General features: G+C 60.6%; 25 protein-coding genes and 4 pseudogenes. 18 read left to right on the top strand and 11 right to left on the bottom strand.

All coding sequences use genetic code 11. The features are described 5' to 3' along the window. Positions 1 to 9: 9 nt before the first annotated feature. From FJ434_RS11465 to FJ434_RS11440, 4 genes are all read left to right on the top strand, one after another. Positions 10 to 357 (top strand): hypothetical protein, encoded by a 348-nt coding sequence (locus tag FJ434_RS11465; RefSeq protein ID WP_140746968.1) that lies wholly within the window; start codon positions 10 to 12, stop codon positions 355 to 357. Between the two features lie 307 nt (positions 358 to 664). Beyond that, positions 665 to 865: a hypothetical protein gene (locus FJ434_RS30600; RefSeq protein ID WP_348640965.1), complete on the top strand. Its 201-nt coding sequence runs from the start codon at positions 665 to 667 to the stop codon at positions 863 to 865. 24 nt (positions 866 to 889) lie between these two features. Beyond that, positions 890 to 1306: a hypothetical protein gene (locus tag FJ434_RS30595; RefSeq protein WP_181165888.1), complete on the top strand. Its 417-nt coding sequence runs from the start codon at positions 890 to 892 to the stop codon at positions 1304 to 1306. 467 nt (positions 1307 to 1773) lie between these two features. Further along, positions 1774 to 2097: a helix-turn-helix transcriptional regulator gene (locus FJ434_RS11440; protein WP_140714627.1), complete on the top strand. Its 324-nt coding sequence runs from the start codon at positions 1774 to 1776 to the stop codon at positions 2095 to 2097. Here the strand turns inward: FJ434_RS11440 and FJ434_RS11435 are convergent, their stop codons facing one another. The 6 genes and pseudogenes from FJ434_RS11435 to FJ434_RS11410 form a co-directional block, all read right to left on the bottom strand. After that, positions 2098 to 2445 (bottom strand): hypothetical protein, encoded by a 348-nt coding sequence (locus tag FJ434_RS11435; protein WP_181165887.1) that lies wholly within the window; start codon positions 2443 to 2445, stop codon positions 2098 to 2100. A 779-nt stretch (positions 2446 to 3224) separates the two neighbouring features. Beyond that, positions 3225 to 4053: pseudogene (locus FJ434_RS30170) on the bottom strand (sugar-binding transcriptional regulator). A 747-nt stretch (positions 4054 to 4800) separates the two neighbouring features. Further along, positions 4801 to 5271 (bottom strand): YhjD/YihY/BrkB family envelope integrity protein, encoded by a 471-nt coding sequence (locus FJ434_RS30590; RefSeq protein ID WP_348640964.1) that lies wholly within the window; start codon positions 5269 to 5271, stop codon positions 4801 to 4803. Further along, the gene (locus FJ434_RS30585; protein WP_348640963.1) at positions 5207 to 5680 is read right to left on the bottom strand and encodes a YhjD/YihY/BrkB family envelope integrity protein; all 474 of its coding nucleotides are present in this window, start codon (positions 5678 to 5680) and stop codon (positions 5207 to 5209) included. Before FJ434_RS30585 ends, FJ434_RS30590 begins: the two co-directional genes overlap by 65 nt. Before the next feature lie 173 nt (positions 5681 to 5853). Then, positions 5854 to 6144 (bottom strand): hypothetical protein, encoded by a 291-nt coding sequence (locus tag FJ434_RS11415; protein WP_140714649.1) that lies wholly within the window; start codon positions 6142 to 6144, stop codon positions 5854 to 5856. 855 nt (positions 6145 to 6999) lie between these two features. Continuing rightward, positions 7000 to 7191 (bottom strand): hypothetical protein, encoded by a 192-nt coding sequence (locus FJ434_RS11410; RefSeq protein WP_140510713.1) that lies wholly within the window; start codon positions 7189 to 7191, stop codon positions 7000 to 7002. 164 nt (positions 7192 to 7355) lie between these two features. On the opposite strand from FJ434_RS11410, the pseudogene FJ434_RS30165 reads away from it, so the two are divergent. Beyond that, positions 7356 to 7528, top strand: a pseudogene (locus FJ434_RS30165) (helix-turn-helix domain-containing protein); the annotation flags it as partial. 288 nt (positions 7529 to 7816) lie between these two features. On the opposite strand, the gene FJ434_RS11400 reads toward FJ434_RS30165, so the two are convergent. Further along, positions 7817 to 8080 carry a hypothetical protein gene (locus tag FJ434_RS11400; protein ID WP_140746962.1) on the bottom strand — a complete coding sequence of 88 codons (264 nt, stop codon included), beginning with the start codon at positions 8078 to 8080 and terminating at the stop codon, positions 7817 to 7819. Between the two features lie 61 nt (positions 8081 to 8141). Next, on the bottom strand, positions 8142 to 8519 hold the full coding sequence (locus FJ434_RS11395; protein WP_140746959.1) for a hypothetical protein: 378 nt from the start codon (positions 8517 to 8519) through the stop codon (positions 8142 to 8144). A 582-nt stretch (positions 8520 to 9101) separates the two neighbouring features. On the opposite strand from FJ434_RS11395, the gene FJ434_RS11390 reads away from it, so the two are divergent. The 12 genes and pseudogenes from FJ434_RS11390 to FJ434_RS11325 all read left to right on the top strand — a co-directional run bounded on the left by FJ434_RS11390 (position 9102) and on the right by FJ434_RS11325 (position 21225). After that, positions 9102 to 9314 (top strand): hypothetical protein, encoded by a 213-nt coding sequence (locus tag FJ434_RS11390; protein ID WP_140746956.1) that lies wholly within the window; start codon positions 9102 to 9104, stop codon positions 9312 to 9314. 540 nt (positions 9315 to 9854) lie between these two features. Continuing rightward, positions 9855 to 11627 (top strand): DNA ligase D, encoded by a 1773-nt coding sequence (gene ligD, locus FJ434_RS11380; RefSeq protein WP_140746953.1) that lies wholly within the window; start codon positions 9855 to 9857, stop codon positions 11625 to 11627. A gap of 402 nt (positions 11628 to 12029) precedes the next feature. Continuing rightward, a pseudogene (locus FJ434_RS30160) lies at positions 12030 to 12149 on the top strand (Crp/Fnr family transcriptional regulator); the annotation flags it as partial. A 677-nt stretch (positions 12150 to 12826) separates the two neighbouring features. Then, positions 12827 to 13537: a Crp/Fnr family transcriptional regulator gene (locus FJ434_RS11370; protein ID WP_246675993.1), complete on the top strand. Its 711-nt coding sequence runs from the start codon at positions 12827 to 12829 to the stop codon at positions 13535 to 13537. A gap of 11 nt (positions 13538 to 13548) precedes the next feature. Then, the gene (locus FJ434_RS30155; protein WP_246675994.1) at positions 13549 to 13803 is read left to right on the top strand and encodes a hypothetical protein; all 255 of its coding nucleotides are present in this window, start codon (positions 13549 to 13551) and stop codon (positions 13801 to 13803) included. 823 nt (positions 13804 to 14626) lie between these two features. After that, complete coding sequence (locus FJ434_RS11355) at positions 14627 to 15352, top strand: GntR family transcriptional regulator (RefSeq protein ID WP_140746944.1); 726 nt, start codon at positions 14627 to 14629, stop codon at positions 15350 to 15352. Between the two features lie 2 nt (positions 15353 to 15354). After that, positions 15355 to 16389 carry an ADP-ribosylglycohydrolase family protein gene (locus FJ434_RS11350; protein ID WP_181165885.1) on the top strand — a complete coding sequence of 345 codons (1035 nt, stop codon included), beginning with the start codon at positions 15355 to 15357 and terminating at the stop codon, positions 16387 to 16389. Continuing rightward, positions 16386 to 17358, top strand: a pseudogene (locus tag FJ434_RS11345) (PfkB family carbohydrate kinase). The gene FJ434_RS11350 and the pseudogene FJ434_RS11345 overlap by 4 nt, the downstream one beginning before the upstream one ends. Before the next feature lie 39 nt (positions 17359 to 17397). Further along, positions 17398 to 18477, top strand: a complete 1080-nt coding sequence (locus FJ434_RS11340) for an ABC transporter substrate-binding protein (RefSeq protein ID WP_140746938.1) — start codon at positions 17398 to 17400, stop codon at positions 18475 to 18477. Between the two features lie 26 nt (positions 18478 to 18503). Continuing rightward, the gene (locus tag FJ434_RS11335) at positions 18504 to 19373 is read left to right on the top strand and encodes an ABC transporter permease (protein ID WP_140746935.1); all 870 of its coding nucleotides are present in this window, start codon (positions 18504 to 18506) and stop codon (positions 19371 to 19373) included. Beyond that, positions 19373 to 20161, top strand: a complete 789-nt coding sequence (locus FJ434_RS11330) for an ABC transporter permease (protein WP_140718387.1) — start codon at positions 19373 to 19375, stop codon at positions 20159 to 20161. Before FJ434_RS11335 ends, FJ434_RS11330 begins: the two co-directional genes overlap by 1 nt. Continuing rightward, the gene (locus FJ434_RS11325) at positions 20161 to 21225 is read left to right on the top strand and encodes an ABC transporter ATP-binding protein (RefSeq protein ID WP_140746932.1); all 1065 of its coding nucleotides are present in this window, start codon (positions 20161 to 20163) and stop codon (positions 21223 to 21225) included. The genes FJ434_RS11330 and FJ434_RS11325 overlap by 1 nt, the downstream gene beginning before the upstream one ends. A gap of 1413 nt (positions 21226 to 22638) precedes the next feature. Here the strand turns inward: FJ434_RS11325 and FJ434_RS11320 are convergent. Next, positions 22639 to 22917, bottom strand: a complete 279-nt coding sequence (locus FJ434_RS11320) for a hypothetical protein (RefSeq protein ID WP_140718391.1) — start codon at positions 22915 to 22917, stop codon at positions 22639 to 22641. Between the two features lie 178 nt (positions 22918 to 23095). On the opposite strand from FJ434_RS11320, the gene FJ434_RS11315 reads away from it, so the two are divergent. Next, positions 23096 to 24439 (top strand): phospholipase D-like domain-containing protein, encoded by a 1344-nt coding sequence (locus tag FJ434_RS11315; RefSeq protein ID WP_246675996.1) that lies wholly within the window; start codon positions 23096 to 23098, stop codon positions 24437 to 24439. A 549-nt stretch (positions 24440 to 24988) separates the two neighbouring features. On the opposite strand, the gene FJ434_RS11310 is transcribed toward FJ434_RS11315, so the two are convergent. Continuing rightward, complete coding sequence (locus FJ434_RS11310) at positions 24989 to 25498, bottom strand: FAD-dependent oxidoreductase (protein WP_181165884.1); 510 nt, start codon at positions 25496 to 25498, stop codon at positions 24989 to 24991. A gap of 150 nt (positions 25499 to 25648) precedes the next feature. Then, positions 25649 to 26113 carry a hypothetical protein gene (locus FJ434_RS11305; RefSeq protein ID WP_140746926.1) on the bottom strand — a complete coding sequence of 155 codons (465 nt, stop codon included), beginning with the start codon at positions 26111 to 26113 and terminating at the stop codon, positions 25649 to 25651. Positions 26114 to 26251 lie beyond the last annotated feature (138 nt).

Raw genomic sequence — 26251 nt, 5'->3', positions numbered from 1 at the left:
AGTTCCGCAGTGCAAATTGTTCGAACCGATGTCTCGCGCGCGACCTCGCCAACCGGAGAGCCCATCCTGCGTGTTGTCTTTTGGGGTGAAGGCGGAGACTGTGTCACGGTCGACATGGCGAGTATCGAAGCTGGCAACGACGACGCGGCTCTCGATCGGGCGCGGGCTATCTTGGTGCAGACAGCCACTTTCGGCATTGCGGCTAAAGGACTAGGACGCAGCGGCAACTTCGATGACGTTGCCTTTACCGCGGCCGGCAATGGCCACGGCGATGTCTACATCTTCGAGTGCCGTGACGGTGATGGCAGTCGGCAGGTTCCGCCGTCGAGAATGCCGAGCTACGGGGCCGCCGCCTAGCGTTTCCCAAGCGAGTGCTTTGGATCTAAGCCAACCTCTGCTTCACGCTTGTTGTACGAGCGCGCGCAAAAAGCGGTGTGGCGGCCGCGAAAACATTCTTTCGGCACAATGGCCTGAGATCGCTTTGGTAGCACTGTTCCGATTTGGCGCGTGGGGCATGATCTGGTCGGGTCATACCAGCCTACAATGAAGAGCACGGCCTCGGCGCGGCGAACCAGGCGCCTCGCCACGGCGGGGAGGTACAGTCTCTTGTCAGCTACCTTATGGATGCCAACCTCTGGTTTGAATCTTTCCAACTACAGCGGTAATGGTCCTCTCGTCGATTTTTCTACGGCACAAAGGCTCGCCGGAATCGAAGCCTGCTGGCGCGGCAAACGCCGAGCCGGGGGCGGGAGCGTCGCCTCACCGGAAATCGTTAATCGTCCGAGATCAGCCGATAGTGAAAACGGTCCCGGATATTGTCATTGAAGAATCGGCCTTGGCGAAGGCGTTTCGGAATGCGGTGTAGACCTCCACAGGAACCCTCGTAGTCATGGCGCTTGCCACTCGCAGCGAACCACACGGAGAAAACCTCGCTCTCGGGATCGTATTCGCTCTTGCGGATCGACGTCGAAGGCCGGGCGTCGACCTAGACGAGCGCCATCGGCATGTAGCGGATGATAACCTTGTCCTGCCGAAATCTTCGTTCGAGTTCCGCGCGGCGGTCGTGCCAGTCCGCCAGATCGATTTCTTCCGTCATCACCTCGAAGATAACGATGTCGTCTCTTTCAGATTCCGCGCCTTGCCGCCACAGGCCCTCCGCAGGCGCCTGAAGAAAAGCCGTAACGCCTTTAAATCGGCTCGCCAGTTCCTCCTTGACCCGATCGAAATCTTCCCGCGGAAAAGGCTGGCCGCCGTTGTCGGCTCGGGGAAGCAAGATCTGGATAAGGTGCATGCGGCCACTCGCTGAATGGCAGTCAACGCTTACGAAGTCGACGCGTTCCTTTGTGCAAGAGGTAGGCTAGGACTTGGGCGCTACGCCTAGTTCATCAGGCCCGGCGCGCGCAGGGCGACTCCATTCGGCTCCGCGCCAGATTCTCTAACGTCGCCGCGCCAGCCGGGGTGCGTCTCGACCCACAATGGCGCAGCTGGACGCTTGTTGGTGGCCACGCAAATCAGTCGAACTTCGACCTCTCGCCGGAAATATTCCCGTTTGAGCAAAAGGGAGGCCCCCGCTCTCGATAAGATACGCGAGAGGCAGTGCCAGTTCGCCTCGAGGAATGCCCCAGAGCAAAGCCGCCATCTGCAGGCCCCGCGCCGCCCACCAGGCTTTGTCGATATCGAAGAAGGGCGCCCAAGCCGAAATCGATCTCGTTACGGCGCGATTGAAGGCGGCTGAGGCGCACTATCGCGAAAACTATGGGAAAGGAACAAGGTATGACTGAAAACATCACCGCCGAAGTAAGCAGCGGCAATGTGTTTGCGGATTTGGGCTTTGACAATCCCGAAGAGGAATTGCTCAAGGCCAAGCTGGCTCGTGAGATCCGCGCCATTATCAAGCGTCGGCGCCTGACCCAGGCGAAATCGGCTCAATTGCTTGGCATGAAACAGCCAGACGTATCAGCGATCGTCACCGGCCGTACGGGGAAGTTTTCAATCGATCGCCTTGTTCGGTGCCTGGGCCGGCTCGATTACAAAGTTGATGTGGTCGTTCGACACAAGCCGCGTAAATCCGTACGAACGGCAGCAGAAGCGGCCTAACTATCGGCAGAAACTTGGAGTCCGGCTCTCGATAAGATCTCCCTCGTCAGAGATTTCCATTTCCTCTTCCTCCAGGCCTATTTCGGTGGAGACGAATCCGGCACCTTGGGCGGCCCCATCGCGACCAAAACGAATTAGCCGTTCGCGACCGAGAGCTGCGAGGTTACACTTCCCCAGATGTCTTAAAGGAGACTTGGTCGGCGTCTCGCCGCGATCGACCTGGCGCTCTGTTTCCGTCGCCCAGCACCGTGCGTCGTCGCGGCGCAGGAAGGTCTCGCTGACGTAGCGATCTTTGCGACGGACTTGGACACGCCAGGAGCCGGACGAGAGTTTTGTGTAGGTGGCCATTTTTTGTGTGCGCTCCATGTGCACTGAGAGATCGAAACGTGGCGAAAAGGGTCGTATTCTGGCGTAAATTCGTGTGCACTCGGCAGGTTCTGGCCGCGGCTATTCGCGTAACGTTAGCGAGATTGCGAGGATCAGGAGCGTGTTCGACGGCAGGATTTCGATACCCGCCATGCCCGGCCGGCACCAGTCCACGGGAGGCGCCAGAGTGGCACAATGTGTCATGACGGGCTTCGCCAGCCCGCTGCGCCCCCAACAGGGCACAGTGGAAAACCTGTGAGCGTCGGGTTGTGTCGGGCCAAGAGCCTACACCAGGCCGAGCTTGCAGGGCGGTGCAAATCGCTTTATAGAGCGCGCGGCCGATTGAGGGCGGCCACCCGTTTTCAAAGGTCGCCCCATGTCCGATAACTTCTCGCGTCTAACCGCCTTTCTCGCCGTTGTGCTAGCCCTCCTTTGTGCTGGTTTCCAGTTCCACAACGGCCACGCCATTCCCACGCTCTACTTCATGGTCGGCGCAATCCTGGTGACGGCGTTCACTCACCTGAACGTTCGCAGAGGACTGATTTAGCGATCATGCGATAATTTCGCGCCAGTTGCCTTTTCAGTGAAAACGCTTTGAGCGTAACATCCAACGGGATCGGTGCGCTGGCTGGTAGGCGATGCAGGGATTGACCCTGCGACCACTGCATAAGAAGCGTGGTCCTGGCTTTGTCCTGGCCCGTTGCAGCCGCGCGCAAGGCGCTGTTTCACTCGATCTTTGGCAACCGATGCTGAAGGCCCGTCTACGCTAGGGCCTTTTCTGCAAGGATCGCCGCAGCGGTTTGCTCGTCCGTGATCAAAACATCGACGACACCGAGACGCAGCACCGCGCGCAGCACCGGAACCTTGTCGAGGCCACCGGAGGGCAAGATGACGGTGTCGATGTCGCGCAGGCTTTCAGGAGCGAGGCCTATCACACGATGGTTGAGCGGGTGATTGACGAGCTGTCCATCGGCATCGATCCAGTGGCCGCAAATATCGCCGACGGCGCCTGCCTGGTGCAGCGATATGAGATCGTCCTCGCCTATCAGCCCGATCCGAAATGGTGGCGTCCTTGTGCACCGCACCGACCGAGACGAAAGCGGCATCGACGTCGCGGGCATGGCTGAAGGCGTCCTCCAGGATCGACTGGCGCATCAGCAGATCGCGCGTGGCCTCGGTATCGGTGAACACCGGTGCGGCGATGTAGAAACAGTCCGCGTCGTAAAGCGCAGCGAGCCGCGACGCCATCTCATAGATGCTGATCGCCGACCCGCGCGTCAGTCCGCCGAGCAAGGAAACGACGGACATCCCTTTGACCGGACGTACGGTCACCGACCGGAGGCTGAGTTGGAGCGTGCGACCCCATCCCACGCCCACCGATATCCCGTCGCGGATCCTGAGCGACAGGGCTTGCCCGGCGGCGGCTGCGATGACTTGGGGTAGCAGAGCAGGATCGGGCGGTGTCGGAACCACGATTGGATCCGAGACGCCGTAGCTATGACGCAACCGGTTCTCCAGCTCAATGCAGTTCGCCACCTTCGAATTGATGCGGATCTGAACTATCCCCCGCTCGCGGGCCTGCGCCAGCATTCGGTTGACGCGAAGGCGAGTTAGGCCAAGGGACTTGGCGATTTGGGCTTGCGTGAGGTCTCCGACATAAGCCAGCCAGGCGGCGCGGACGAGGAGCCCTTCCTCACGATCGGTCGAGACGGAGCTGGTTACGGCGTGGCGGCCATCACGTTTTAGACTTGCCGCGGGGCTACCCAGCGACCCCGCCTCGTACTACCATTGCGCTTTCGCTGGACATTAGGGGCCGCACCCATTTCATTGCGGTTGCACGTGAGGATGAATTGGACATCTTCGAGCGGCTTGAGGCTTTGATAGACATGCCCAACACGGCAGCGGTGAAGCAGGCGCGCGAACTGCTAAGACAGCTAGAGGAAAGGTCAGACGGTGCAACCGACACGATCGACCAATTTCTGCTTGATCTAATGACGTTGGACTTTGTCGTTGAGTCTTGCCACCCGCGTTTCGATGCTCCCGCGCGGAAACTGGCGCGAATTAGGCTGACAATGCTCAAGATGTTATGCGGAGCTCCCGCCTAACAGAGCCCCGCTGCGTCTCCGGCGTTCCCGACGGGGTCGGCCGCGTCCGGATCAATTCATTGGTGGCACGCGCAGCAGCCCGCCACCTCGAGCATTGGGCTTTGGCTCACGGCGCGAGATCATCAGGCCACGCTGACGCAGTCCCGCAGCGCTGCGTATCGCATCTCACAATCCCGAATCTCGCCTTGAACAGGCGTTAGTGCTGAAGAAAAGGCACCGCGTGGAGTCAGCTTCACTGCCCCCGACGAGGACTACTGTTGTGCGAGGACTGTCCGCCTCCCCGTTGGCTGCCGTGTTCCAGGGAATACGCATGAGTGAACTCGGCCCCGAGAAGAAATATCAATGACGCGTAGTAGATCCACAGCAGCACGACGATCAGCGCACTGGCCGCACCGAACGAAGACGCCACGCCACTGCTCCCAATGTAAAGGCCGATTAAGCTCTTGCCGATGGTGAACAGTGCAGAGGTGACAAATGCCCCGAACCATACATCGCGCCACTGCAACTCCCTATCCGGTAGGACTTTGTAGATCGCTGCGAATAACAGCGCGATAAGGAAGAAGGAGAACAGGATGTTCAGCCCTTCAACGATGACTGATCCGAAGGGCAGCAGCTGGTTGATCCAGCCACTGAGGGCGCTAATTGCTGCGCTCGCCGCCAGCGAGACGAGCAACAAAAAGCCGAGTGCAATGACCAATCCCAAGCTGGCCGTCCGCGCCCGGATCAGCCGAGCAATCGAGCTTCCTCCGGTTTGGCCTCCAAATTATGTTCAATGCCGATTGCATTTCGCCAAATACACCGGATGCCGCAAGAAGCAACGTGCACAGGCCAACTAAGGTCGCGATCATTCCCGACTTCGGATTTGAGGCGCTTTGCAGCGCACTTTGTAGCACCTCGGCGCTTTGGGGTCCCATCAATCCAGAAAGCTGACCGGCTATTGCAGTGCGTGCGGCGTCGTGTCCAAACACCAGGCCCGCTACGGCCACGACCAGCAACAAAACAGGTCCAAGTGACGTGACCGCAAAGAACGCCATGGCTGCACCGTGACTGAGAGCGCCGTCGGCAATGAAGCCCGCCACGCTGGCCTTCGCAATGCGCCACGCCTCAAGCATGGATTTCCTCGACGGAAGGTATCAACTTTCCCGGACAAAGTTCATGCCTGATGTCCCGAAGGGGCAAACTTGCGACAAAGGGAAGCGTTCCACACCAGTGAGAAAGTCCCGCGCGGGGTTCGGTCCCAAGCTCCATCGCGACACGGGTTTTTTCCGGGTCTATGTCTAATCGCTCAAGGCCGCCTAGGCTTTTTTGGCTTGCCGGCGCGAGGCTTCTGGCCAGCACCTTCTTCCCGAGACTGCTTAGAGTTGGCGAGCCGTTGGCGGACCGCATTTTCCGTACTTTCGGCCGCGGACCTGACGACCTCGCGGACCTTGTCGGTCAGCGTGCCTTCGCGCGACGCCTGCCGCGCAGCTTCGGTGACCGCCTGATAGCCTTCGGCTGCGATCCTCTTAACCTCAGCAGTGCCCTCTTCGAGCTTAGCTGCGGCAACGTCCCGAAGCTTGTCGGGGTAGCCACCCAACTCCCGCCCTCGATTGACCTATGCTGGTTGGTCCAAGCACTCCGGAAGTGCCCCGGGTCCCAACCGATGGCCTCTTTGTTGGGCTGCTGGAACATGTGTCAGAGACCAATGTTCGGGAGCCGGCCCGCTTTATTCCCGGGCGGTCGTCCCATGTGACTGCCCGCTGGCTATGGCCGGCGGGCATATGGGAACTTGATATTCGTCGGCAGGTTCGAAAAGCGGCAGCTCCCGTGCTGCCGGTCAGGTCCCCGAGACCTGGCCGGGCCGCTTCCCTCGCCAGTGAGGCGGGCCCTGTGCGATCGGCAAAGGCGGCGGCCCTGGAACCTGAACGACTGTCGCTGGTTGGTAGATTGGTGGCAGTGGCTCTCCAGGGCTCGCCGCCGGTTGAGGTCCGGGCCTCAACTGCCCGCGCTTCTGCCGAGGGGCGCGGGCGACCATTTTAGGGGACCGATATGCCGCGCAAGGTTGACAAGCTAAGGCACGAACGGGCTGACCGCGTATCTCGCGTCGTCATCGATGCGGAGCGCAAAGCCCGTGAAGCCAAGACAGCTCGTCTGAGGGCCGATCGGCTGGGACAGCGTTCCGTCAAGCCTGCCAATGTCGACCCGACGAAGTCACGCTAGGTGGAGGTGGAGGCGGCCGACGCAGTGCCTGAGTCTACCGCGCCGGCCATGGCGGCTCGGAGGTCCGCCGCGCGCTGACAAGATAGGACGAGGGTCACACGGTCAAGTAGAGCCCATGGATTAGGCGTGGCTGTCTTGGGAGGCGACGCAGATGAGCCGCGCTCGGCCTCGACACTGTCGCGCTTGTTCCTAAGAAGGGCAGGGCAAAACAGAACAAGGCCGACTGCGATGCCTATTTTGCCTTCGCGCCGCCCTTGTGGACTATGGCAAGCTTCGGAACCTGGGCTTCGTGGATGATTCTAAGAGCTTCGTCTCTGGTGATGCCGACCTTGCGGGCGTAGTACTCGGCTTCTCGCGCCCGCTCGCGATCGACTGGACGTTCCGTCGCCTGGTTGTTCGCCTTCTGCTTTGCCTTCTGTCCCATGAGGCGAATTATAGCACACCATGGACCCAGGCTAAACCGCGCGGCGGCCCGTTCGCTTGCCTAGCAGGAGTAGCGCTTAGACGCCACTGTCTGGCAGGTACCTGGTTCATCCGTTCGAATGACGCCCGTCGGCAGTCACAACGCTGGTTGGCCCAATCTGGCGGCAGGAAAGACTGGCAAGGTGGCTCCTGATGTGAGCGGACCGCGTCATCGGCAACAGGCTGGCGATCACGCACGATTCCTTTCGATAATGCTTGGGATGAGGCGCCCGGGTGTGACGCTGGCATTCCAGGTGCTCAAGGGGCAGGGACTGATTCAAGCCCGGCGGGGAGAGGTCACAAATACGGGATCGAGCGGGGCTGTTGGCGATAGCGGGCGTGGTTACGGTCACGAAGCCGCCGACCGGTCACTGAGATAGCTCCCGCCTGAAATCCGGTCCGGACCAAAGCGCTGGGGCTTTTCCGAGCCTAAGGGTTCATTTGCGCCTGGCTTGGCTGCTAGCCGATCCAGCAGCTTGCGGGACTCTTCGATAACGCGGCGAGTGTCTTCAATGTTCAAGCGAAGATCGTCAATCTGTGCCGCCGCCCATCGCTGGTACATACGAGCGCTTACATTGCGTAAGGCTTCAGGTTCCCACGGCTCCATCACTATCAGACCCGTTGCGTAATAGTTCGAACGTGACTTTTACCACAAAGAGCGGTTTGCTGGTACCCTCATGTACATGCAAGGCGACCTCTCGGAAGGTGCCGTCCGGCATTTTGTCCTTTGCTATTTCCAGCAGCGCCCTTGCTGCCTCATCTTCAGCGGATACCAGGCTCGGAAGGTCGGTGCCTTCGGTGTCCGGGTAGGCGGTTCCGTTATCGGTTAGATCGAAATAATAAAGCACCATTGGAGTCGAACAAAAAGGCGTACCCTTTGTTCCTTCGACCCTAAGCTCCACCGCGCGGTGGTTAGCGCCTTACTTCCTGATGATCCAATCCAACCAACGCAGGCTCGACACGCTCGGACCCGGTAAACTCGTGAACCAGGTACTGAGCGACGGCGCGCCATTGAGACCTTGGCGTCTTCACTTCCACGACCAAATCCTCAAAGACCTTGCGGACGATGTCTGCATCCCACGCGGATACCCGGTGGTGCTCAGCGTCTCTGAGTGCCTCCCCTATCTTGCGCTGGCGAAGCCGCTTTAGAAGCTCGCGTGATGCCGCGATTGCGCGCCGGGTTTGGGCTATGTCACCGCGAAGTGAGGTAATGTCGGCCATAGAACGGTGCTGAGACAGGAAGCTGGCGTCAATCATCGCCTGCGCCATGTCTATATAGCTTACGATCATAGCTACCTCCCAATAGCTAAGACTCTAGCTGTGTAAGCTAATGCAGCCCGTAAAGGATTCAAATGTCGGTTTGATACCAAGGGAATAGGGTGTGGCCCAGCTCAGTGTGGCTTCCCTGTACTCGTCGACGGAAATTCGAGGATTGTCGCAGGTCACTCCGGCTGCAGAGGCTCATGGCTAGGCACTTTACGCCAGAAGACTTGACGCAAATCCCGCCGATCGACCGGCTGACCGCATCCGGGACAATTCTAGGAAACGGGCACCTCGTGGAGGACGATCTTAGAGTGCAGCAGCCCCTGAGCTGCGCATCAAAATTCATGGAGCAAGTTAGCCAAAACCGATCACCCTCCCGGTCAGCGCCTCGTTGCTGACGTCAAAAGCGGCCGTTGATCCGTTCCAACACCGAAGTAGAATTCGAGGCGATGGTATGCGACTTTTCGGGCGAGCGACGCGCAGCCCAGGCTGCCAGCCGCTCTCAATCGCCATCGCTCATATTTCAGCCTTTGAGCGGCACCCTGCGGTCGCGGCGGGATTTTGCTTTTTGCAGCAAGCATGTCTAGCTTCCCGGTTGGGGGAAAGGCTATGCGCGACTTGCCCAAGGACGTTGACGCCGACGCGGTGATTGAGATCGGCCGCTACCTGGATGATCGAGGCAAGGGCGCGCGCATCTCCGTTCACGAGGCCATCAGGATCGTTCGGAAAAAAACGAGGACCAAATTGACTGATGCTGGCCTCCAAGAACTGATTGTGGAATGTGCGGCAGCACGGCACCTGGCGATTGTTCTGGATTCGTGACTGATCGTAATGCTTATCCAGAAAGCCCGCCAAGCGTACTGAGAGCTGGCGCTATCCGCGCAGTCTAGGTCTGGATCCCAACGAACTTTCCGTGGGGTTTGCGGCCAATCTGGCGGTTCGCCGATCCTTAAGCCAAAGCGCCTTCTTTCTTCGTGCCAGTAACTCGACGTAGTCGCCACCATCAGCAAGCGCACCGCCGCGCTTCGCAGCAATCGCATAGTCAGCCCTGTTCGTTCGATAGTCTTCTTTTTGCACGGACATCGCTTTCTCCCACTTCGCGGCCTCTCTCCCTTTTTGGCCTGACGGACGAATTAGCTGCCGGTGTATCGCACAAGTCCACCAATTGAGGATTGTATTAAAATGATACACCCGCGTACCGACAACCGGGGGCACGCGCGGAGCTGCCCGACGTAGGTCGCGTGGCGCGGTTCTCCTCCCTTCAGACTGGCTCCGCAAGCCCGTTATATGCATTTTTGCTAAAGTTCTCGGAACTGATTGCCGTCGCACGGTTTGACTCCCGGTTCCGGGAGTCGCGAGCACATGAGCAGGACCGAAGACCGGCTGTCGTTCATCGAGTTTCAATCGCCGACGCTGGTGGAGAAAGCTCCTGATGGCGGCAACTGGCTTCACGAGATCAAGTACGACGGCTACCGGACTCAACTTATCCTCGAAGGTGGAAAAGCGCGAGCCTTCACCCGGCGAGGCTACGACTGGTCGCATCGGTACAAGAGAATTGTTCAGACGGCGGCGAGCCTGCCGGTGAAATCCGCGATCATCGATGGTGAGGCTGTGGTCTTAGGCGATACTGGGCTGCCGGACTATCAAGCCTTGGAACGGGAGCTAGGCAGTCCGAACTCGTCGAGGCTCATGTTCTACGCGTTCGACCTGCTTCATCTCAACGGGCGCGATTTCCGGCAGCAGCCGCTTTCGGAACGCAAGGCTGCGTTGGAGAAGCTGCTCAAAGATACAGCTCCGACCCTGACCTATGCCGAGCATCTGGAGGTAAGCGGGAAGGACATGTTCGCCCACGCCTGCAAGATGGGGTTGGAGGGCATCGTCTCCAAGCGCGCCGATTCCCCCTATCGCTCCGGCGTCCAGACAAGCTGGGTCAAGATCAAATGCATCAAGAGCGACACCTTTCCCATCGTGGCTTTTGTCGAGAAGCTTGGCGCTCACCCGCGTCGCATCGCCTCGCTCTACATCGGCAGGCCTGAAGGCGACCGGCTGGTTTATGCCGGGAAGGCGCAGAGCGGCTACAGCTTGATCACCGCGCGGCAGGTCCACGAGCGGCTCGACCCGCTGATTATCGACAAGTCGCCATTGTCGGAGCCGATCGACAAGCCCAAGGCCACATGGGTTAGGCCGGACGTTTTGGCCGAGGTGCAGTTCAGCGGCGTGACCGACCGCGGCATCTTGCGGGAAGCGGTATTCAAGGGCCTTCGTGAAGACCTCGTCACGATCCCCGCAAAGCCGCCCGCCCCATCTAAGCGGCGGCACGAGGCCAACGAACGCGGTGTGCCTCGTGAGAACATCCTGCAGCTGCTGCCAGACGCGGTGTCGCCTTCCAAGCATGAGCTTAGGGGCTACTGGGAGCAGGTTGCCGACCAAGCTCTGGTTCATCTCAGCCACAGACCGTTGAAACTGGTCCGGCATGCCCATGGGGCGACTTTCTATCACAAGGGCCCCTTGCCCGACATTCCGAGGGCCGTGCATCAGTTACGCGTCCAGAAGCGCGAGGGAGGCGAAGGAGTGCGCGTGTGGGTCGACGATCTTGCTGGTCTGCTCGGGCTGGTCGAAATGGATGCGGTGGAGCTTCATCCTTGGAACGCCACCATTGATGACATCGATCGCGCCGATCGCGTGGTTCTCGACCTCGACCCAGGCGAGGGCGTCGAATGGAAGCAGGTGATCGAAGCGGCCCTGGCGCTTCGCGACATCATGGAGGCTGCAGGTCTGAAGAGTTGGCCTAAGGTCACCGGCGGCAAGGGCATCCATTTGATGGCGCCTATTGAACCAAAGATGACCCACGACAGCGCCCGGCAACTAGCCAAGTCGCTTGCCCGAAGTCTTATCAACGTTCAGCCCGACCGTTACCTTTTGTCCGCTGCACCGGCAGCACGGATGGGACGCATTTTCATCGACTACCTTCGCAACGGGAGAGGCAACACGGCCGTAGGTGCGTTCTCCCCACGAGCCCGCCCCGGGTTTCCAATCGCGCATCCAGTGACATGGGCTCAGGTTGAGCGGTCCATTCGGCCCGACGCCTTCACCATGGATCATCCGTTCAGGGCAGCCACTAGGAAGGCAGCCTGATCCGGCGAGGACCGGAGCAGCGAACCTGGATCAGAAGTGGGAGCTGCCGTCAGCAAATTGCAGCGAACCTCAAAGTTCCGCACGAGCTAACAAACCACGGGTTCGTATCGTAGCCGAGACGCGGTTTTCGTTTTCGGTTGGAGGCAATGCGGCTCTCCCGACGAGTTGGCGGGCTTGGGGATCGGTCCAGCCGCGATTCTCACCGCGTTCTTTGGCGGGTTATTCTGCCTGAGCGCATTTCTGGCTTTGGGATTGCTCCTCAGGGTGCAGGGTTCTCACCGACAGCACTGGCTGGGATCGTTTCCGCCAGCATTGCTGGCGGGTTGATCGGATCAATGGCAAGTAGACAGGGCGCGGAACCTTTCGAGGGGATCGTCTTAGTGACGGCGCGCATCAACGGCGCTAGCGACGGTGTTTTGGCTCTCTACTCTGATGGACGCAGCGAGCTATCGAGAGTGGGTCACCAACGTTGGAAGGCGCGACGCCTATGCTCGGACGGCGCACATTGTGTGCGAACTCATCGTCAGCTCGGTGTTACCCTCAAGTTCCGCTCACCAATGCTTGCCAGGTTCTACCCGTTTGGTTGAGGCGCGAGAGGTGGCGTATTCGGGTCCGGGCAACCAAAGGTCGACAATTGACCACATCGAGAGGGCCGATCGCCAACGCTGCCATAACGTTCCACGAGTTTTGCGAATCCGTAGGCGAACGCGAAAAGAAGCGCCAAGAAAACCACTATTCGGACGGCCATAAGGGATTGTAGCAGATCGGCACTGGCGCAGCAGTCCGCAAAAAAGCCTGCAACAGGAAGTGGGGCGACCGACGCCGGTTGGCGGGGGGCGGGATAGACGCCGGTCGCCTTCAAGGATGGGGACCATGGATTCAGCAAACTGCGTCGCGATTGGTCCTCGGACAAGAAGAGGCGATTCGCACAAGAATAGCAATTGGCCCGAAGTGCCTCTGTCCGGTCTTAAATCTCTGGGACAGATGGCTTGGCGAACGTCCGACGGAAGGAATAGCCTGAAGGGTAATGCCATAGGCTAGCTTGACGGTGATGTGCGGCCACTGGCTTTGCAAGCCGCTCGCGCTTTTTTAGCAGGCGCGATCGCCGAAAAGCGCCGGGAACATTAGTGCCCCATGCAAGTTCGGCATCTAAATCAATCCGGTCACTGAATTTGGCACATGTCCCTTCCCCGAACATTATGATCCGCAAGCTCCAGAACATCTCTGATCTCACGCAGTCAGACATCGCCGTTTTGGAAAGCATCCAATTCCAGACACGGGACTATCATGCCGATCAGGACATTGTGCGCGAGGGTGATCGTCCCACCAATTCATTCGTTGTCTTGGACGGTCTGGTAGGGTCCACCAAGCTTACAGGCGAGGGCAAGCGGCAGGTCACTTCGTTCTTTGTTCCGGGAGACATTCCCGATCTCCATGGATTGCATCTCTCGGTTTTGGATTGCACGTTCTCACCTCTCACGCGCGTCCGCGTGGGCCTCATGCGGCACGATGCCTTGCGGGCCATTTGCGACCAACATTCTTCCATAGCCACGGTGTTTTGGCGCTCGACTCTGATCGACGCAGCGATCTATCGAGAGTGGGTCACCAACGTTGGAAGGCGCGACGCCTATGCTCGGACGGCGCACATCCTGTGCGAACTCATCGTCCGCCTTCGCTCCGTGGGGCTCATCAGCGACCATGTAGCGGAGCTTCCGATCACGCAGGCGGAACTTGCCGATGCGGTAGGCTTATCCACCGTGCACGTGAACCGAACGCTTCAGGAACTTCGACGCAACGGGTTGATTGTCACCGAGGGCTCGCGATTTCACGCCGTTGATTGGGCCGGGCTCATTCGAGCAGGAGATTTCGACACCACCTACCTGCACCAAAAGAACGCGAGAACGTTGTGAGGGCGGGCTCGATGGCGAGATATTTCTTTGACGCCGGAGACAGCAATGCGGTCATCAAAGGTGAGGTAGGCATCGAATGTGATGGGATCGTGGCAGCACGTCGTGAGGCCATGGAAGGCCTGATCTTCGGCTTGCTGCGGCATGTGCAGTCCGGCCAGGCAATTGGAGATCGCGAGGCTGATGATTGCCATGGACCGGGTCACATTCACATACGTGAAGATGCTCGTCGCCCTTACGCCACAGGGGATGCTGGCCGAGGGTTTTAATCCGGCGATGATTGCCAACGTGTCTGAAGATTAACTGGGAGCGCTGACGCCGGAGCTTGGCAGGCTAAGCCATGAGTTTCTGGGCGCTGTGGAAGGACGTGGCTCTGTGAGCCTGGAACTGTTAGCGACCGGCCGCTACTTTGACCGGCTGATGGATAATTCCAAGGTGGTACGATATTTGGCTCATAATTTCCCGGCCAATTTGACGAGTTTTACAGCCTGTCGACGCCCGGCTTCAAGTCACCAGTTCTCTTCCTGGCGTAATGCTGCTGACCTTTGCCCACTGCCCTCACTCCCAACCGGAGAATGCTTCCATTCAACGTCCGAGTCCGTGCATGTAAGCAATCGCTTGTAGGGAAGGCCACGCGCGAAAGCGAGCTTATAGCGCGGCCACGCAAGGGGTGGACGTCGTGGACAAAGGTCTGGGGGATCACGACATCGAAAGGTTCTGGTGGGAGGCCGCGTGCTGCGTTTCCTGAAACTCAACGTCTCATGCTAGTTCGACGGCTCGGAACTGGTCAGCATCTGGCATTGGGATATCCGCAGGAAAAGTGGACTATGAGATCGGGCCGACCGACTGGCAGCCTTTGCCGCAGTCAACAGGCTGGCACGTGAGACAGAGAGGCAGGCGAACTCGACCTATACCAGGAGCGGGTCCGAGCAGCGGTCCCTGGAGGCCGCAGCGAGGCGCTCCCAACCACGCGTGGGAATGCTGCGTTCGGCCGGCTCGCGCAAATACTGCGGGCAGGCAGTGCCCCGTTGACGGTTGTTCTCAGATAAGCTATTGAACAGGACCATACAGGTTCACTGAACAGGTATCGATATGGCTCGTCGCGCGATGCAACTCACTCCCGGCACGGGCAAGCCCGAGCAGATCGCCACGGTTCTGGAGCATGAGATACGCTCCGGCCTGCTTGGGTTCGGCGACCGCCTGCAGAGCGAAAACGAGCTCGTCCAGCGCTTCTCCGTCAGTCGCAACACAGTCCGCAAGGGGCTCGAAGAATTGTCGAGCCGGGGGCTCATCACAACCAAGGTCGGCATCGGATCCTTTGTCACCTTCGACGGCATGCCGGTCGATGACGCGATCGGCTGGTCGCGCGCGCTTGCCAATGCGGGCGCCAATGCCGAGACCCGCACATTGCGGCTCGAGATTATCGAGGACGCGGAACTTGCGGCCAGGCTCGGGGTCGGGAGTTGGTCCTTCATCGCCGTCGATCGCGCCCGCACCAATGCCGATGACGGCCACGCCATCTCGATTGAGCGCAGCCGCCTGCCGCTGTCGCCCGAATTGGAAGACATACCGCTGCGCGGGTTGCGCGAAGGCTCTCTGCACCAGACGCTGCGCGGGGCAGGACTTGTTCCCGATCATGGCGAGGAATGGGTCGACGTCGAAATGCTGAGCGCTGCCGACGCCGCGATACTCGGTTGTGCGCCCGGCACGCCCTTCCTGCGTACACGCCGCCTGACGCGCGCCGCTGACGGACGCGCCATCGAATTCGTCACCAGCCTGCTCAATCCGGCGCATTTCGCGCTCCATCTGGAGTTCTGAGCATGGCGGACGCTGCCTTGATGGATCGGGCAATGGGGGCGCTGATCGGCGGGGCGCTTGGCGATGCGCTGGGCATGCCGACACAACTTCTGTCGCCGTCTCGCATCGCCGAGCTCTACGGCCATGTCGAGGATTTCGTCGCGCCTGCCGCCGATCACCCGGTGTCGAAAGGGCTGCCCGCCGGCACGGTTACCGACGACACCGAACAGGCGCTGCTGCTTGGCCGCATCCTTGTCGAGTCCGGCGAGCGCTTCGACCATGCGCGCTGGGTCAACGCGCTGCTCGACTGGGAGCGCGACGTCAAGGCGCGTGGCAGCTACGACCTGCTTGGTCCGTCGACCAAGCGCGCCATCGACGCCATCAACAGCGGTGTGCCCGCCGACGATGCCGGCCGCGGCGGCGACACCAACGGCGCGGCGATGCGCATCGCGCCGGTCGGCATCATGATGCCGCCGGAGCCGCTCGATGCCCTCGTCACCAAGGTCGCCCAAACCTGCCGGGCCACGCACAACACCTCGATCGCCATTTCATCGGCTGCCGCGGTCGCTGCCGCTGTCAGTCTCGGTATTTCGGGTGGCGACTGGCGCGCCGCTTGCGGCCACGGGGTCGCAGCGGCAAGACTTGGCGCCGCGCTCGGCCATTGGGTCACCGGCGGCGACATCGCTGCGCGCATCCTCTGGGCACAGGACCTTGTTCGCGGCAAGGGTGAGAAGGAAGCGATCAAGCTGATCGTCGACCTGGTCGGCACGGGCGTCGCAAGTCAGGAATCAGTGCCGACGGCATTCGCGGTGCTGGAGGTCGCGCAAGGCGATGCATGGCGGGCTGCGGTCATCGCAGCCAATCTCGGCGGCGACACCGACACGATCGGGGCGATTGCCGCCGGCATGGCCGGCGCCTGCGCCGGTCTGTCGAAGCTGCCGCAGGATCGCATCTGCGAACTGCATGGTATCGACGTCGCTGACGTCCGCACGTTGGCTCTCGATCTGGTCGCCGCGCGTCATTCCAAGACTGGCCCAGGCAAGGAGGACGCCGCATGAGGGGACGGCTCGTCCATGTCGGCAGCGCCGTGGTCGACTACGTCTACCGCATCGATGCCTTGCCGGCGGCGGGCACGGAAAAGACCGCGACGAGCTACGCACGGGTTGCCGGCGGCGGCTTCAACATGATGGTCGCGGCAAGTCGCACCGGCATGAAGGTGGTATTCGGCGGCCAACTCGGCACCGGTCCGGACGGCGACTTCCTGCGGGCCGCTTTCGCGGCCGAAGGCATCGAGACGCTGACGCCGCCGTCGCCCTCGATGGACAGCGGCAATTGCGTCGCCATGATTAGCGGCGACGCCGAACGCACCTTCGTCTCGTGGCCAGGGGCCGAGAGCCAGCTCACGCCGGCCATGATGGCGCCTGTCACGATCATGGCGGGGGACTGGGTTTTCACCTCGGGCTACACGCTGAGCTATCCCGGCAGCCGCGATGTGCTCGCCGACTGGATCGAGGCGCTACCGGCCGGCATTCCTTTGGTCTTCGACCCGACGCCGGTGATCGCCGACATTCCGCGGCCAATCCTGAACAGGGTGTTGGTGCGGACGACCTGGCTGAGCTGCAACACCAACGAGGCCGCCGAAATCGCCGGCACCGGCGATGCCCAGACCGTCGCGATCCGATTGCTCGCCGAGCACTGCCCCAGGGCCGAAGGCGTCGTCATCCGCGCCGGTGCGCATGGCTGCCTCGTGCGCATAGCCGATGGCGGCACTCGCGCGGTGCCCGGTTTCGAGGTGGGGGCCGTCGATACCAATGGCGCCGGCGACACGCATATCGGCCTTCGTCAGTGCCTTGTCGCGCGGCATCCCGCCCTGCGAGGCGGCCCGCTACGCCAACGCTGCGGCAGCCCTTTCAGTCACCCGCCATGGCGGGTCCTCGGCACCCACGCATGAAGAAACCCAGGAATTCCTGACCCAGCACGCCCAAGCAACGACGGCGCATGGCCGGGAGGAAGCGACTGCAACTTAACAAGTCCATCAACCGGGCAAACAATGAGAGGAAGAAAACATGCGCATGCCCAGACTGACCGCTTTTCTGACGGCGACCGCCGTCTTCGTCTCAGCATTCATGGTTTATGCATTCCCTTTGGCTGCACAAGCGGCCGAGGAAGTGCATGTGCTCAACTGGAAAGGCTATGGCGCCGACGAGCCGTGGGCGGTCGCCAATTTCGAGAAGGCGACCGGCTTCAAGGTGGTCAACGACTTCTTCAACTCCGAACAGGAGATGCTGACCAAGATCCGGACCAATCCCGGCCTCTACGACGTCGTCATGATCAACGCCGCCTTCAACGACCAGGCGATGGCCGGCAAGCTGATCCAGCCGATCGATGTCTCAAAACTCTCCAACTATGCCGACATCGCCAAGGACAAGGCCGGTTCGCCGATGCTTGACCATGACGGCAAAGTCTATGGTGTGCCCTGGGTGTGGGGCCTGACAGCGCTGGCCATCAATGACAAGTCGTTCGACAAGCCGCCGACGAGCATCGCCGAGATGTGGAACCCAGCCCATAAGGGGCGCGTCATCATCCGCGACGACGCCGTCGAGGCGGTGCAGTTCGGTGCGCTGGCTTCGGGACAGAACATCAACGACATCAAGGATATGCAAGCGGTCAAAGCGAAGCTCACCTCGCTGATGCCGCAGATCAAGACCTTCTGGAGCTCGGAGAACGACTGGAACCAGATGGTCGCCTCCAACCAGATCGACATCGGCACCTATTGGAGCGGCTCGGCCGATCGCGCCAAGACGCATTTCAAGTTGCCGGTCTCGCTGGTCATCCCGCAGGAAGGCTCGGTTGCCTGGCTCGACGCCTTCTCGATCCCGGTCGGCTCCAAGAATGTCGCCGGCGCCGCGGCCTTCATCAACTACATGATCGATCCGAAGTTCTACGTCGAATGGGTCACCAAGGTCGGCGCTCCTGTTTCCGCCAACACCAAGGCGGTCGAGGCACTGCCCGGGGATGCCTTCAACCGCAAGGTGATGGGTGATCCGGAGGTCGCCAAGCGCATCCAGTTCCAGGCGCCGATCACCGACGAGCAGCGCGAGAAGTACCTGGCGCTATGGCAGGAGCTGAAGGTCAACGTGAAGTAACGGGCCTCTTTCGGAGGAGAGGCAAAATGGCTGACCAGCTTGCGATCGGTTCGCGCCGTGGATTGAGGCCCGCCCTGCCGCTTCTCCTGCCCGCCTATCTGTGGCTGACGGTGGCGATCTTCTTGCCGCTGTCGGCCATGGTGTTCTTCTCCTTCATGACCGACCTGCCCCTGGCCGGGAAGGAGTGGTCGTTCACGCTCGGCAACTACACGGCCTTCTTTTCGCAAAGCCTCTATTCGAAACTGCTGCTCGCGTCGCTGCGTCTCGGGCTCGAGGTCACATTGTGGTGCGTCGTCATCGGCTACCCGGCAGCCTATGTGCTGGCCAAGGTGCTGAAGGGCCGCAGCCGCGAGGCGATCTTCCTGCTCGTCATCCTGCCCTTCTGGTCGAACGGGCTGGTGCGCATCTTCTCGTGGGCCATGGTGCTGCGCGAAGGCGGCATTCTCGATACGGCGCTCAACGCGGTGCTACCGTTCAAGATCAACATCGATCTGATGTATTCCTATCCCGCCGTCATCATCGGCCTTGTGCACTCCTACGTGCCCTACATGGTTCTGACCTGTTACCTGACGCTGCAGGCCATCGACGACTCGCTGATCGAAGCCGGCCGGTCGCTCGGCGCCACGCGGCGGCAGGTGCTGTGGCGGGTGATCATCCCGCTGTCGATGCCTGGCCTGATCGCCGGTTCAGCGCTGATCTTCGTGCCGGTGGTAGGCTCCTTCATGGAGCCACGCATCCTCGGCGGTCGCACCGGCACCTTCTACGGCACAGTCATCGAGGACCAGTTCGTCGCCGTCTTCAACTGGCCGCTGGGTGCTGCGCTGTCCTTCATCCTGCTGGCGGTCGTGCTGATCATCCTGGCGCTGGCCGCTCCAGTTTTGCGGAGGGCAGGCTGATGGCGACGACGCGCATCCTCGAATGGCTCGGGCGCTTCTACATCGTACTGCTGCTCGCCTTCCTCTATCTGCCGATCATCATCATGGCGCTGATGTCGTTCAACACGTCGCCCTTTTACCAATTGCCGTTCGAGTGGACGACGGACTGGTACGCTTCGCTCTGGCAGAACGACCAGCTGATCGCGGCGACCTGGAACAGCATCGAGATCGCCGTCATCACCACGATCATCTCAACGGTGCTGGGCGTGATGGCTTCCCTCGCGCTCTACCGCTACGAATTCCGCGGCAAGAAATTCCTGCAGGCGCTGCTCTTCCCGCCTATCGCCATTCCGTGGCTGATCACCGGCACGGCGATGCTGATCTTCTTCTTCGGCGTCGGCATCGGTCGCGGGCTCGTCGCCATCCTGCTCGGCCATGTGGCGCTGGCGCTGCCTTATGTGATCGTCGTCGTCTCTGCCCGGCTGCAGACCTTCGCGCCGGAACTCGAAGAGGCGGCGCGTTCGCTCGGTGCCAACCAGTGGCAGGTGACCATGCGCGTCACGCTGCCCTGGATCATGCCTGGTGTGATCGCCGGCGGGCTGTTTGCATTCGCCGTGTCGTTCGACCAGTTCGTGGTCTCGTATTTCCTGTCGACGCCCGGCCAAACGACGCTGCCGGTCGAGATCTATGCCGCGATCCGCAAAGGCTTCACGCCCGAGATCAATGCGGTCTCGACGATCATCATTGTCGTATCCATGGCGCTGATGCTGCTGACGGCACGCTTCTTCAAATTCGGCGGAGAGAAATAATGGCCGGCGTCGAGGTAGCTAACCTCTCCCGCAGTTTCGGCGCGCACAAGGCGCTGGACGATGTCTCGATCGATTTTGCCGATGGCGGCTTTTACGCGCTGCTCGGCCCCTCGGGCAGCGGCAAGACGACCCTGCTGCGCCAAATCGCCGGCTTCGACTTTCCGGATACCGGCCGCATCGCCATCGGCGGTGAAAGCGTCGAGCGCGTGCCGGTCGAAAAGCGGCGCATCGGCATGGTGTTCCAGAACTATGCGCTGTTTCCCAATATGAGCGTCGCCGACAACGTCGCCTTTGGCCTTTCAGTGCGCGGGGAAGCGAAGGCGACGATCGCCACGGAAGTGCAGCGCGCGCTCGACCTCGTCCAGCTCGGCAAGCTCGGCGGCCGCCGGCCGCATCAACTCTCCGGCGGCCAGAGGCAGCGCGTGGCGCTGGCACGCTCCATCGTCACCAAGCCGCGCGTGCTTCTGCTCGACGAGCCGCTCGGCGCGCTCGACAAGGCGCTGCGCGTCGACATGCAGATCGAATTGAAACGCATCCAGCGCGAGATCGGCATCACCACCATCTTCGTCACCCACGACCAGGAAGAGGCGCTGACGATGAGCGACCGCATCGGCATATTGCGCGACGGCCGGCTGGTACAGGAGGGGCCGCCCGAAGAAATCTACGACCGGCCGCAAAGCGAATTCGCCGCGACCTTCCTCGGCGACGCCAACATCTTGCGCGGCGATGCGACCGGCAACGGCATAAAGCTACCGGACGGCACAGCGATCGCTGCCTCTGTCGGCGCGTCCGTGCCCACGGGTGCAAAGGCGAGCTGCGCCGTGCGGCCGGAGCGCATCCAGATCTCGACTGGCGCGGGGAAGTCTGATCACGCCAATGCCAACACGCTCAAGGGCCAGATTTCGAAGCGCATCTTCGCCGGCAACAACAGCACCTATTTCGTCGAGCGCGGTGCCCAGACGCTAAAGGTGATCGTGCAGAATACAGGTGCCGAAAGGCTGGCCGAGGGCCAGGAAGTTGTGCTGAACTGGTCGCCGGAGAGCACGGTACTGATCGCTGCCTGAACTCGCCGATCGCGTGGCATCAGGAGAGGCCTAAATCTCTGGAATGCTCTCGCGGAAATCTCCTGAAGCCGCGGCTGGCGGAGTTCGTATAGCTGTACCACTGACAGAGCAGGGCTCTCCTGGGAGCGTCATGCATAGGTGAAGCTCATCTGATTTGGAGAGGATCGGAGCCCGAGAACGTCCGCACGTGTGACTTGGCGTCACCCGCATGGCAGCCGCGGCCCTGGCCTCCCCGTCACCGCATATTGCTCGGATATCTGGCGCGTGCTGCTGGGAGGGTGAATTTGGAAGGGCGTATGACTGTTCCTCGATAGAGCCATCACAGTTCGTGTCGAGCGGCGCATTGCGCGGGCTGCGACCATCTTGCCGTCATCAAGTTCGGCGCACGAACGGGCCGCGTACCCATCGCAACGGTGCGGTCCAGCGCCAGCTGGTTGTCGTACCGATGTTTGTCCACGTCCCGAACGCCCCAAAGGCAGAATGCGTCCGCCGCGGGGGAGAGTTCAAAACTGCAAACCGAAGCGGAACATCAGAGCTCTCTAACGGTTCTATCTTGGTCGATTTCCAAGGTAGAGGGGCGGCCGTGTCAGCGTTTGAATTCGTGTATTTTTCTGGTTTGACGGCGAGTGATCTCCTAGGCGGCGTTGTCTCCTTGTTGGCCTGTTGTGTGCTCTACAACGTTATCGCGGAGGATCGTCCGCACCGGTAGCGCGGGAGCCGAGCGCCTGGCCCGCTGGCTTCGCAGCACGTCCCGCGCGAGCGGTGTGCCTATCGACCTGCGCGCAAGAGCGCTCAACGCTTCGAACGCCTCGCTCACCCGCTTCTGCGGTGCTTCCAGGGAAGGATAGGCCCGGTCGAGTTCTACTCCGGAGGTCGCCAAGGCTGCATCGCGATCCAAGAGATTACGCTCGCTGACATCGACCGACTGGGCGATGAAGGTCCCCAGTTGACGTCCGTAGTCCCGGTTGACCTCCGTAAGTGTCGACGAGCCTATTCAGCAACTCGGCATCCCTTGCCGCCATAATGTCGGCGCAAGGTGCATAGAACGGACGGGCCTTGCGGACCCGACTTGGATTCCGCGCGAGCCAGCCAACAGTTGCCGGCAACGGAGGTGTGATCAGGCCCTGCACACGCGCGGCACGCGGATAGGCACTTTCGAAGCGCGCAAACGTCTCGAAAATCTCCCGCACCGCGGCTGGCGCCAGTGAGCCGGCCTTCGCCTGGAAGCGCTCGAGCAATCGCCCCTCGGCGCCTGAGGCGCGAAGAACCGTGTTTCCAGATCGTCCAGGCCTTCAAATATCATCTGCTCAAAGGCGGGGTTGGCCAGCCAGGCCGGGAAGCCGCGCAAGACCATCCCAAAGTTGATAGTCGAAGCCAACCTGGGCAATCTCGCCGCCTATGCTCGGGTATCGGTCAGAGCATCGCTTCCCTGCAGCGGGCCCGCGACTTCAACGAGAAGATCGCGGCCGTCACTGCCTCGCGGCCTTCACCGGCGGCCTTGCGAAAGAGGTTCTCGGCAACCTGTCGTTGGCCTTGGTCTGAGGTGATGAAGTTCCTATCGATGTCCTTGCGCAGAGTCTTGGGATCGATGCCGATCAAACCGGCAATGTCGGGTTCCGGCACGCGGTAGCCGGGCCAAAGCCTCGACCTGACGGCGATGAAACCATCGGGTGTATGCCGCGGCCTGGCCATCAGGCAGCCTCCTGAGCCCGCTCGGCGGCAGCCACAGACGCAATCAGGCCGCTGCTCATGAACGATGCTGGCGGCGAGGTTCATCCTCTACAATGGTGCCCACTTGCTCGTATCGGCCTTACGAGGGGTGGAACCCGCATCAATTTCAATAGTTCTTGGCAGGTCAAAGGGGACCAAAGTGCGGCCTAAAAGTTTCGGTGCATTGTCGGCTTCCAGAAATGCCGTCCCGACCGGACGGAGGTTCGCCCGTTGCCTCGACGCTCTCAAGTATGTCGCGGTGGCAATTGCCACGTGTTTCTTCACCCTGGTGGCCATAAACCTCACAGCCGAACCGCGTGTCCTGCGATCCATCGTGCCGCATCGTTTTGACGCGACCGATCCACAATTCGCGCGAAGCATGGCCGCTTATTCGCAAGGACAGGTATTCGAGGCAAACGCTGTGCAAACGCTGGTCAATGGAGATGAGATCTTCCCAGCGATGCTGCAGGCCATCCATGCGGCTCGGTCGACCATCGACATGGAAACTTACATCTACTGGTCCGGAACGGTCGGCTACGAGTTCGCCAATGCCTTGGCCGCGAAAGCGCGGAAGGGCGTCGAGGTTCGTGTGCTGGTGGACTGGGTCGGCAGTCTGCCATTCGACGAGGATCTCATCCACATCATGACAAGCGCCGGCGTGCGGTTTCAGCGCTACCGGCCTATCTACTGGTACACGCTTGACCGGGTGAATAACCGGACGCATCGGAAGCTGCTGATCGTTGACGGACGGTTCGCCTTTACCGGCGGGGTGGGTATCGCAGACAACTGGCTGGGGGACGCCCGCAACCCTGATGAATGGCGCGACACCCACTACCAGATCGAGGGCCCTGCTGTCTCCGCCTTCCAGGCAGCCTTCGCTGAGAACTGGCTCGAGACCGCGGGCGAGACTTTGCAGGGAGAGAAGTTCTACCCGCCACCGGAAGCAGCGGGAGCACTGAATGCTCAGCTGGTGCTATCTTCGCAGCCAAATGGCTCCGAAGGCATGGAGCTGATGATGTTGGCTGCGATAGCCGCCGCCAAAGAACACCTTCGGATAGGGATGGCCTATTTCGTCCCCGATAACATTGCCTTGCAGCAAATATTGGACGCCAGAAAAAGAGGGGTGGCGGTTGACGTCATCTGTCCCAACGGCCTGACAGATGTTCCCATCGTTCGAAAAGGCTCTCGCTATTTCTGGGGTGATTTGCTCAAGGCCGGAGTTCGGATTTATGAGTTCCAGCCCACCATGTACCACCCCAAACTCCTGATCGTTGACGATGTATGGACGAGCTTTGGTTCAACCAATCTGGACGAACGGTCTTTGCGGCTGAACGACGAAGCTTCTCTGAACGTCTTCGGCCGGGATTTTGCGCGCACGCAAATCGACTTGTTCAACGAAGACCTCAAGCGATCAAGGGAGATCAGTTTGGACGAATGGCAATCGCGTCCATTGAGCGAGAAGGTCACGGACTGGATGGCCAGCAGGCTGCATTCACAACTTTAGATGTTTAGTCCTGATCGGCACTTGCTAAAGCTAATTGAATTTGGAGCGTCTCGGTTGTGATGCCACGCCTTGCATATGAACTCGTAGGGTTAGTTTGCCGCTCATGCTGGAGACATGATGGCTCCGAGTAAATGATCTCACAGCACATGGGCTGAAGGCTCGCGGAGGACTTTTGCGGTTGTGGGTCCGACACTGGTCGAACTCGCACGTTATCGACCCGCGCACGGTCAGGCCCGACTTCATCGAAGAGCTGCCGCTGGACGGCCTTTCAAGCAGGATATGCTGGTCGCGACGGAGATGGCCCCAGGCCCCATCACCCCGCGCTGGCGATGGATACTCGGCTCAGAGGAAAGCGGCATGGCGTCGACGCGGCCCCCCGCCCAATGGCGCAGTATGCGGACCTCGCCCAGCTGGGGGAACATATCCAGGCAGATGTTGGCCATGTTAGCCATCACCGGAAAATCGACCTTGAGCGACATACGTGGCCGTTCGGGCACTTCCGTGCCACTGACCACCTCGCCGCGCGAGGTCTGGTGGAAATACGCCAGGCTATCTATGAGCGCGATCGCCGGCTTTATGAAGGTGCTCCAGTGCCATCGCTTCGATGCGCATCCCGAATCCGTTCAACGGCACATCCGCCAGAGATGCGATATCGCGGTTGTTGGGGCCGGCGCAGGCAACGACGCATTCCGCTTCGATCCGACGCTCCCCAACCAGCACGGCGGTCACCCTCGAGGCAGTTCGCACGATCCCCGTGATTTTTGTGCGATATCGCATCTCGATCTGATTGCGATGGCAGAAAGCGAGGAGTCCCTTCATTACGGCATGGTGCGGCGCCACCCCCTCCGCGTCTGGTGCTGTACTGCCCTGACGCGGGATTTGTTGATTGCCGGGAGGAGCTCGTCGATTTCGCGACGGGACAGCCATCGGGCTCTTCACCCCGAAGCTCTGCTGAACCTTCAGCCTTCCAGGAGCATCGCTTCGCTTTCTCCCGCCCGGAGATGCAAGCGATAGGAAGCCCGGTCGGATGAGAATGAACCGGTCGGAGCCCTTCATCATGCCATTTGCCGGCTTTCGCCCGGGCATATCCGTTCTTGACGCTCGCCCGCTATTGTCACAGGTAGCGATGTCGGGGTCCAAGATATACCGTCGTTCGTGTGCTTGGACCTTTTCCGGTCACCTGCCTATTTCAGCTTGCTCGGTCGCCTCTTACTCCCTCGCGTGAGTTAAAATGCGGAATACCGGCCAATGGGCAATCGCTTCGCGCAATTTGCTGAAAAGCTTGCCTTCTTTGTTGATGGCAGACCGAACTTGAACGGCAGCCCATCCGGCTTTCATCCTCCCGCCGACATGGCAATGGCAGACAATAGCGTGCAACTGCCAATCCGTAAGCTCGAAAAAGCGCTTCGCTTCGCCATACGTATCGTTCTTCAGCCCTTCAGTCCGCAAAGTTGGATCGGCGAAAGCGATGCTCAGCGCGGAGCCGAGGGACTGGGTTTTGTCGCGCACGTCCAAGGTCATGTATTCCGTCCCGGGGAAGGCGGCGAGGCACCGCTCGGGATTTCGCTCGAGCAGCATGGCCCAGTGTTCCAAACGCTGGCGCCGCGTCATACCCGGAAACGATGCTTCGACTTCCGCGACCCCATGCAGTTCCGCAAGTGTCTGATGTTTCATGGCCGTCTCCTGTTGGCGAGGCGCTCCGCCTGCAACAGGCCGAAGTAGCCTCAGTCGTCCCTATGCAGGCGAACCTGCAGTCCGTCGGGAAGTTCCACTGGCGAGAAAATTTGACAATGCGGCTGCTCCGATTTCCCG

Source organism: Mesorhizobium sp. B2-5-13, assembly GCF_006440535.1.
Taxonomy (GTDB): domain Bacteria; phylum Pseudomonadota; class Alphaproteobacteria; order Rhizobiales; family Rhizobiaceae; genus Mesorhizobium; species Mesorhizobium salmacidum.
The sequence above is the reverse complement of the archived record's forward strand: the minus strand, read 5'-3'. Positions and strand labels throughout refer to the sequence as shown.

Bases quoted from the DNA above. Each gene is read 5' to 3' on its own strand.
- FJ434_RS30600 (WP_348640965.1), top strand. From the start codon at position 665: ATGGTCCTCTCGTCGATTTTTCTACGGCACAAAGGCTCGCCGGAATCG.
- FJ434_RS30595 (WP_181165888.1), top strand. From the start codon at position 890: ATGGCGCTTGCCACTCGCAGCGAACCACACGGAGAAAACCTCGCTCTC.
- FJ434_RS11440 (WP_140714627.1), top strand. From the start codon at position 1,774: ATGACTGAAAACATCACCGCCGAAGTAAGCAGCGGCAATGTGTTTGCG.
- FJ434_RS11435 (WP_181165887.1), bottom strand. From the start codon at position 2,445: ATGGCCACCTACACAAAACTCTCGTCCGGCTCCTGGCGTGTCCAAGTC.
- FJ434_RS30585 (WP_348640963.1), bottom strand. From the start codon at position 5,680: ATGCTTGAGGCGTGGCGCATTGCGAAGGCCAGCGTGGCGGGCTTCATT.
- FJ434_RS11410 (WP_140510713.1), bottom strand. From the start codon at position 7,191: ATGGGACAGAAGGCAAAGCAGAAGGCGAACAACCAGGCGACGGAACGT.
- FJ434_RS11400 (WP_140746962.1), bottom strand. From the start codon at position 8,080: ATGGTGCTTTATTATTTCGATCTAACCGATAACGGAACCGCCTACCCG.
- FJ434_RS11395 (WP_140746959.1), bottom strand. From the start codon at position 8,519: ATGATCGTAAGCTATATAGACATGGCGCAGGCGATGATTGACGCCAGC.
- FJ434_RS11390 (WP_140746956.1), top strand. From the start codon at position 9,102: ATGCGCGACTTGCCCAAGGACGTTGACGCCGACGCGGTGATTGAGATC.
- ligD (WP_140746953.1), top strand. From the start codon at position 9,855: ATGAGCAGGACCGAAGACCGGCTGTCGTTCATCGAGTTTCAATCGCCG.
- FJ434_RS11370 (WP_246675993.1), top strand. From the start codon at position 12,827: ATGATCCGCAAGCTCCAGAACATCTCTGATCTCACGCAGTCAGACATC.
- FJ434_RS30155 (WP_246675994.1), top strand. From the start codon at position 13,549: ATGGCGAGATATTTCTTTGACGCCGGAGACAGCAATGCGGTCATCAAA.
- FJ434_RS11355 (WP_140746944.1), top strand. From the start codon at position 14,627: ATGGCTCGTCGCGCGATGCAACTCACTCCCGGCACGGGCAAGCCCGAG.
- FJ434_RS11350 (WP_181165885.1), top strand. From the start codon at position 15,355: ATGGCGGACGCTGCCTTGATGGATCGGGCAATGGGGGCGCTGATCGGC.
- FJ434_RS11340 (WP_140746938.1), top strand. From the start codon at position 17,398: ATGCGCATGCCCAGACTGACCGCTTTTCTGACGGCGACCGCCGTCTTC.
- FJ434_RS11335 (WP_140746935.1), top strand. From the start codon at position 18,504: ATGGCTGACCAGCTTGCGATCGGTTCGCGCCGTGGATTGAGGCCCGCC.
- FJ434_RS11330 (WP_140718387.1), top strand. From the start codon at position 19,373: ATGGCGACGACGCGCATCCTCGAATGGCTCGGGCGCTTCTACATCGTA.
- FJ434_RS11325 (WP_140746932.1), top strand. From the start codon at position 20,161: ATGGCCGGCGTCGAGGTAGCTAACCTCTCCCGCAGTTTCGGCGCGCAC.
- FJ434_RS11320 (WP_140718391.1), bottom strand. From the start codon at position 22,917: ATGGCCAGGCCGCGGCATACACCCGATGGTTTCATCGCCGTCAGGTCG.
- FJ434_RS11310 (WP_181165884.1), bottom strand. From the start codon at position 25,498: ATGATGAAGGGCTCCGACCGGTTCATTCTCATCCGACCGGGCTTCCTA.
- FJ434_RS11305 (WP_140746926.1), bottom strand. From the start codon at position 26,113: ATGAAACATCAGACACTTGCGGAACTGCATGGGGTCGCGGAAGTCGAA.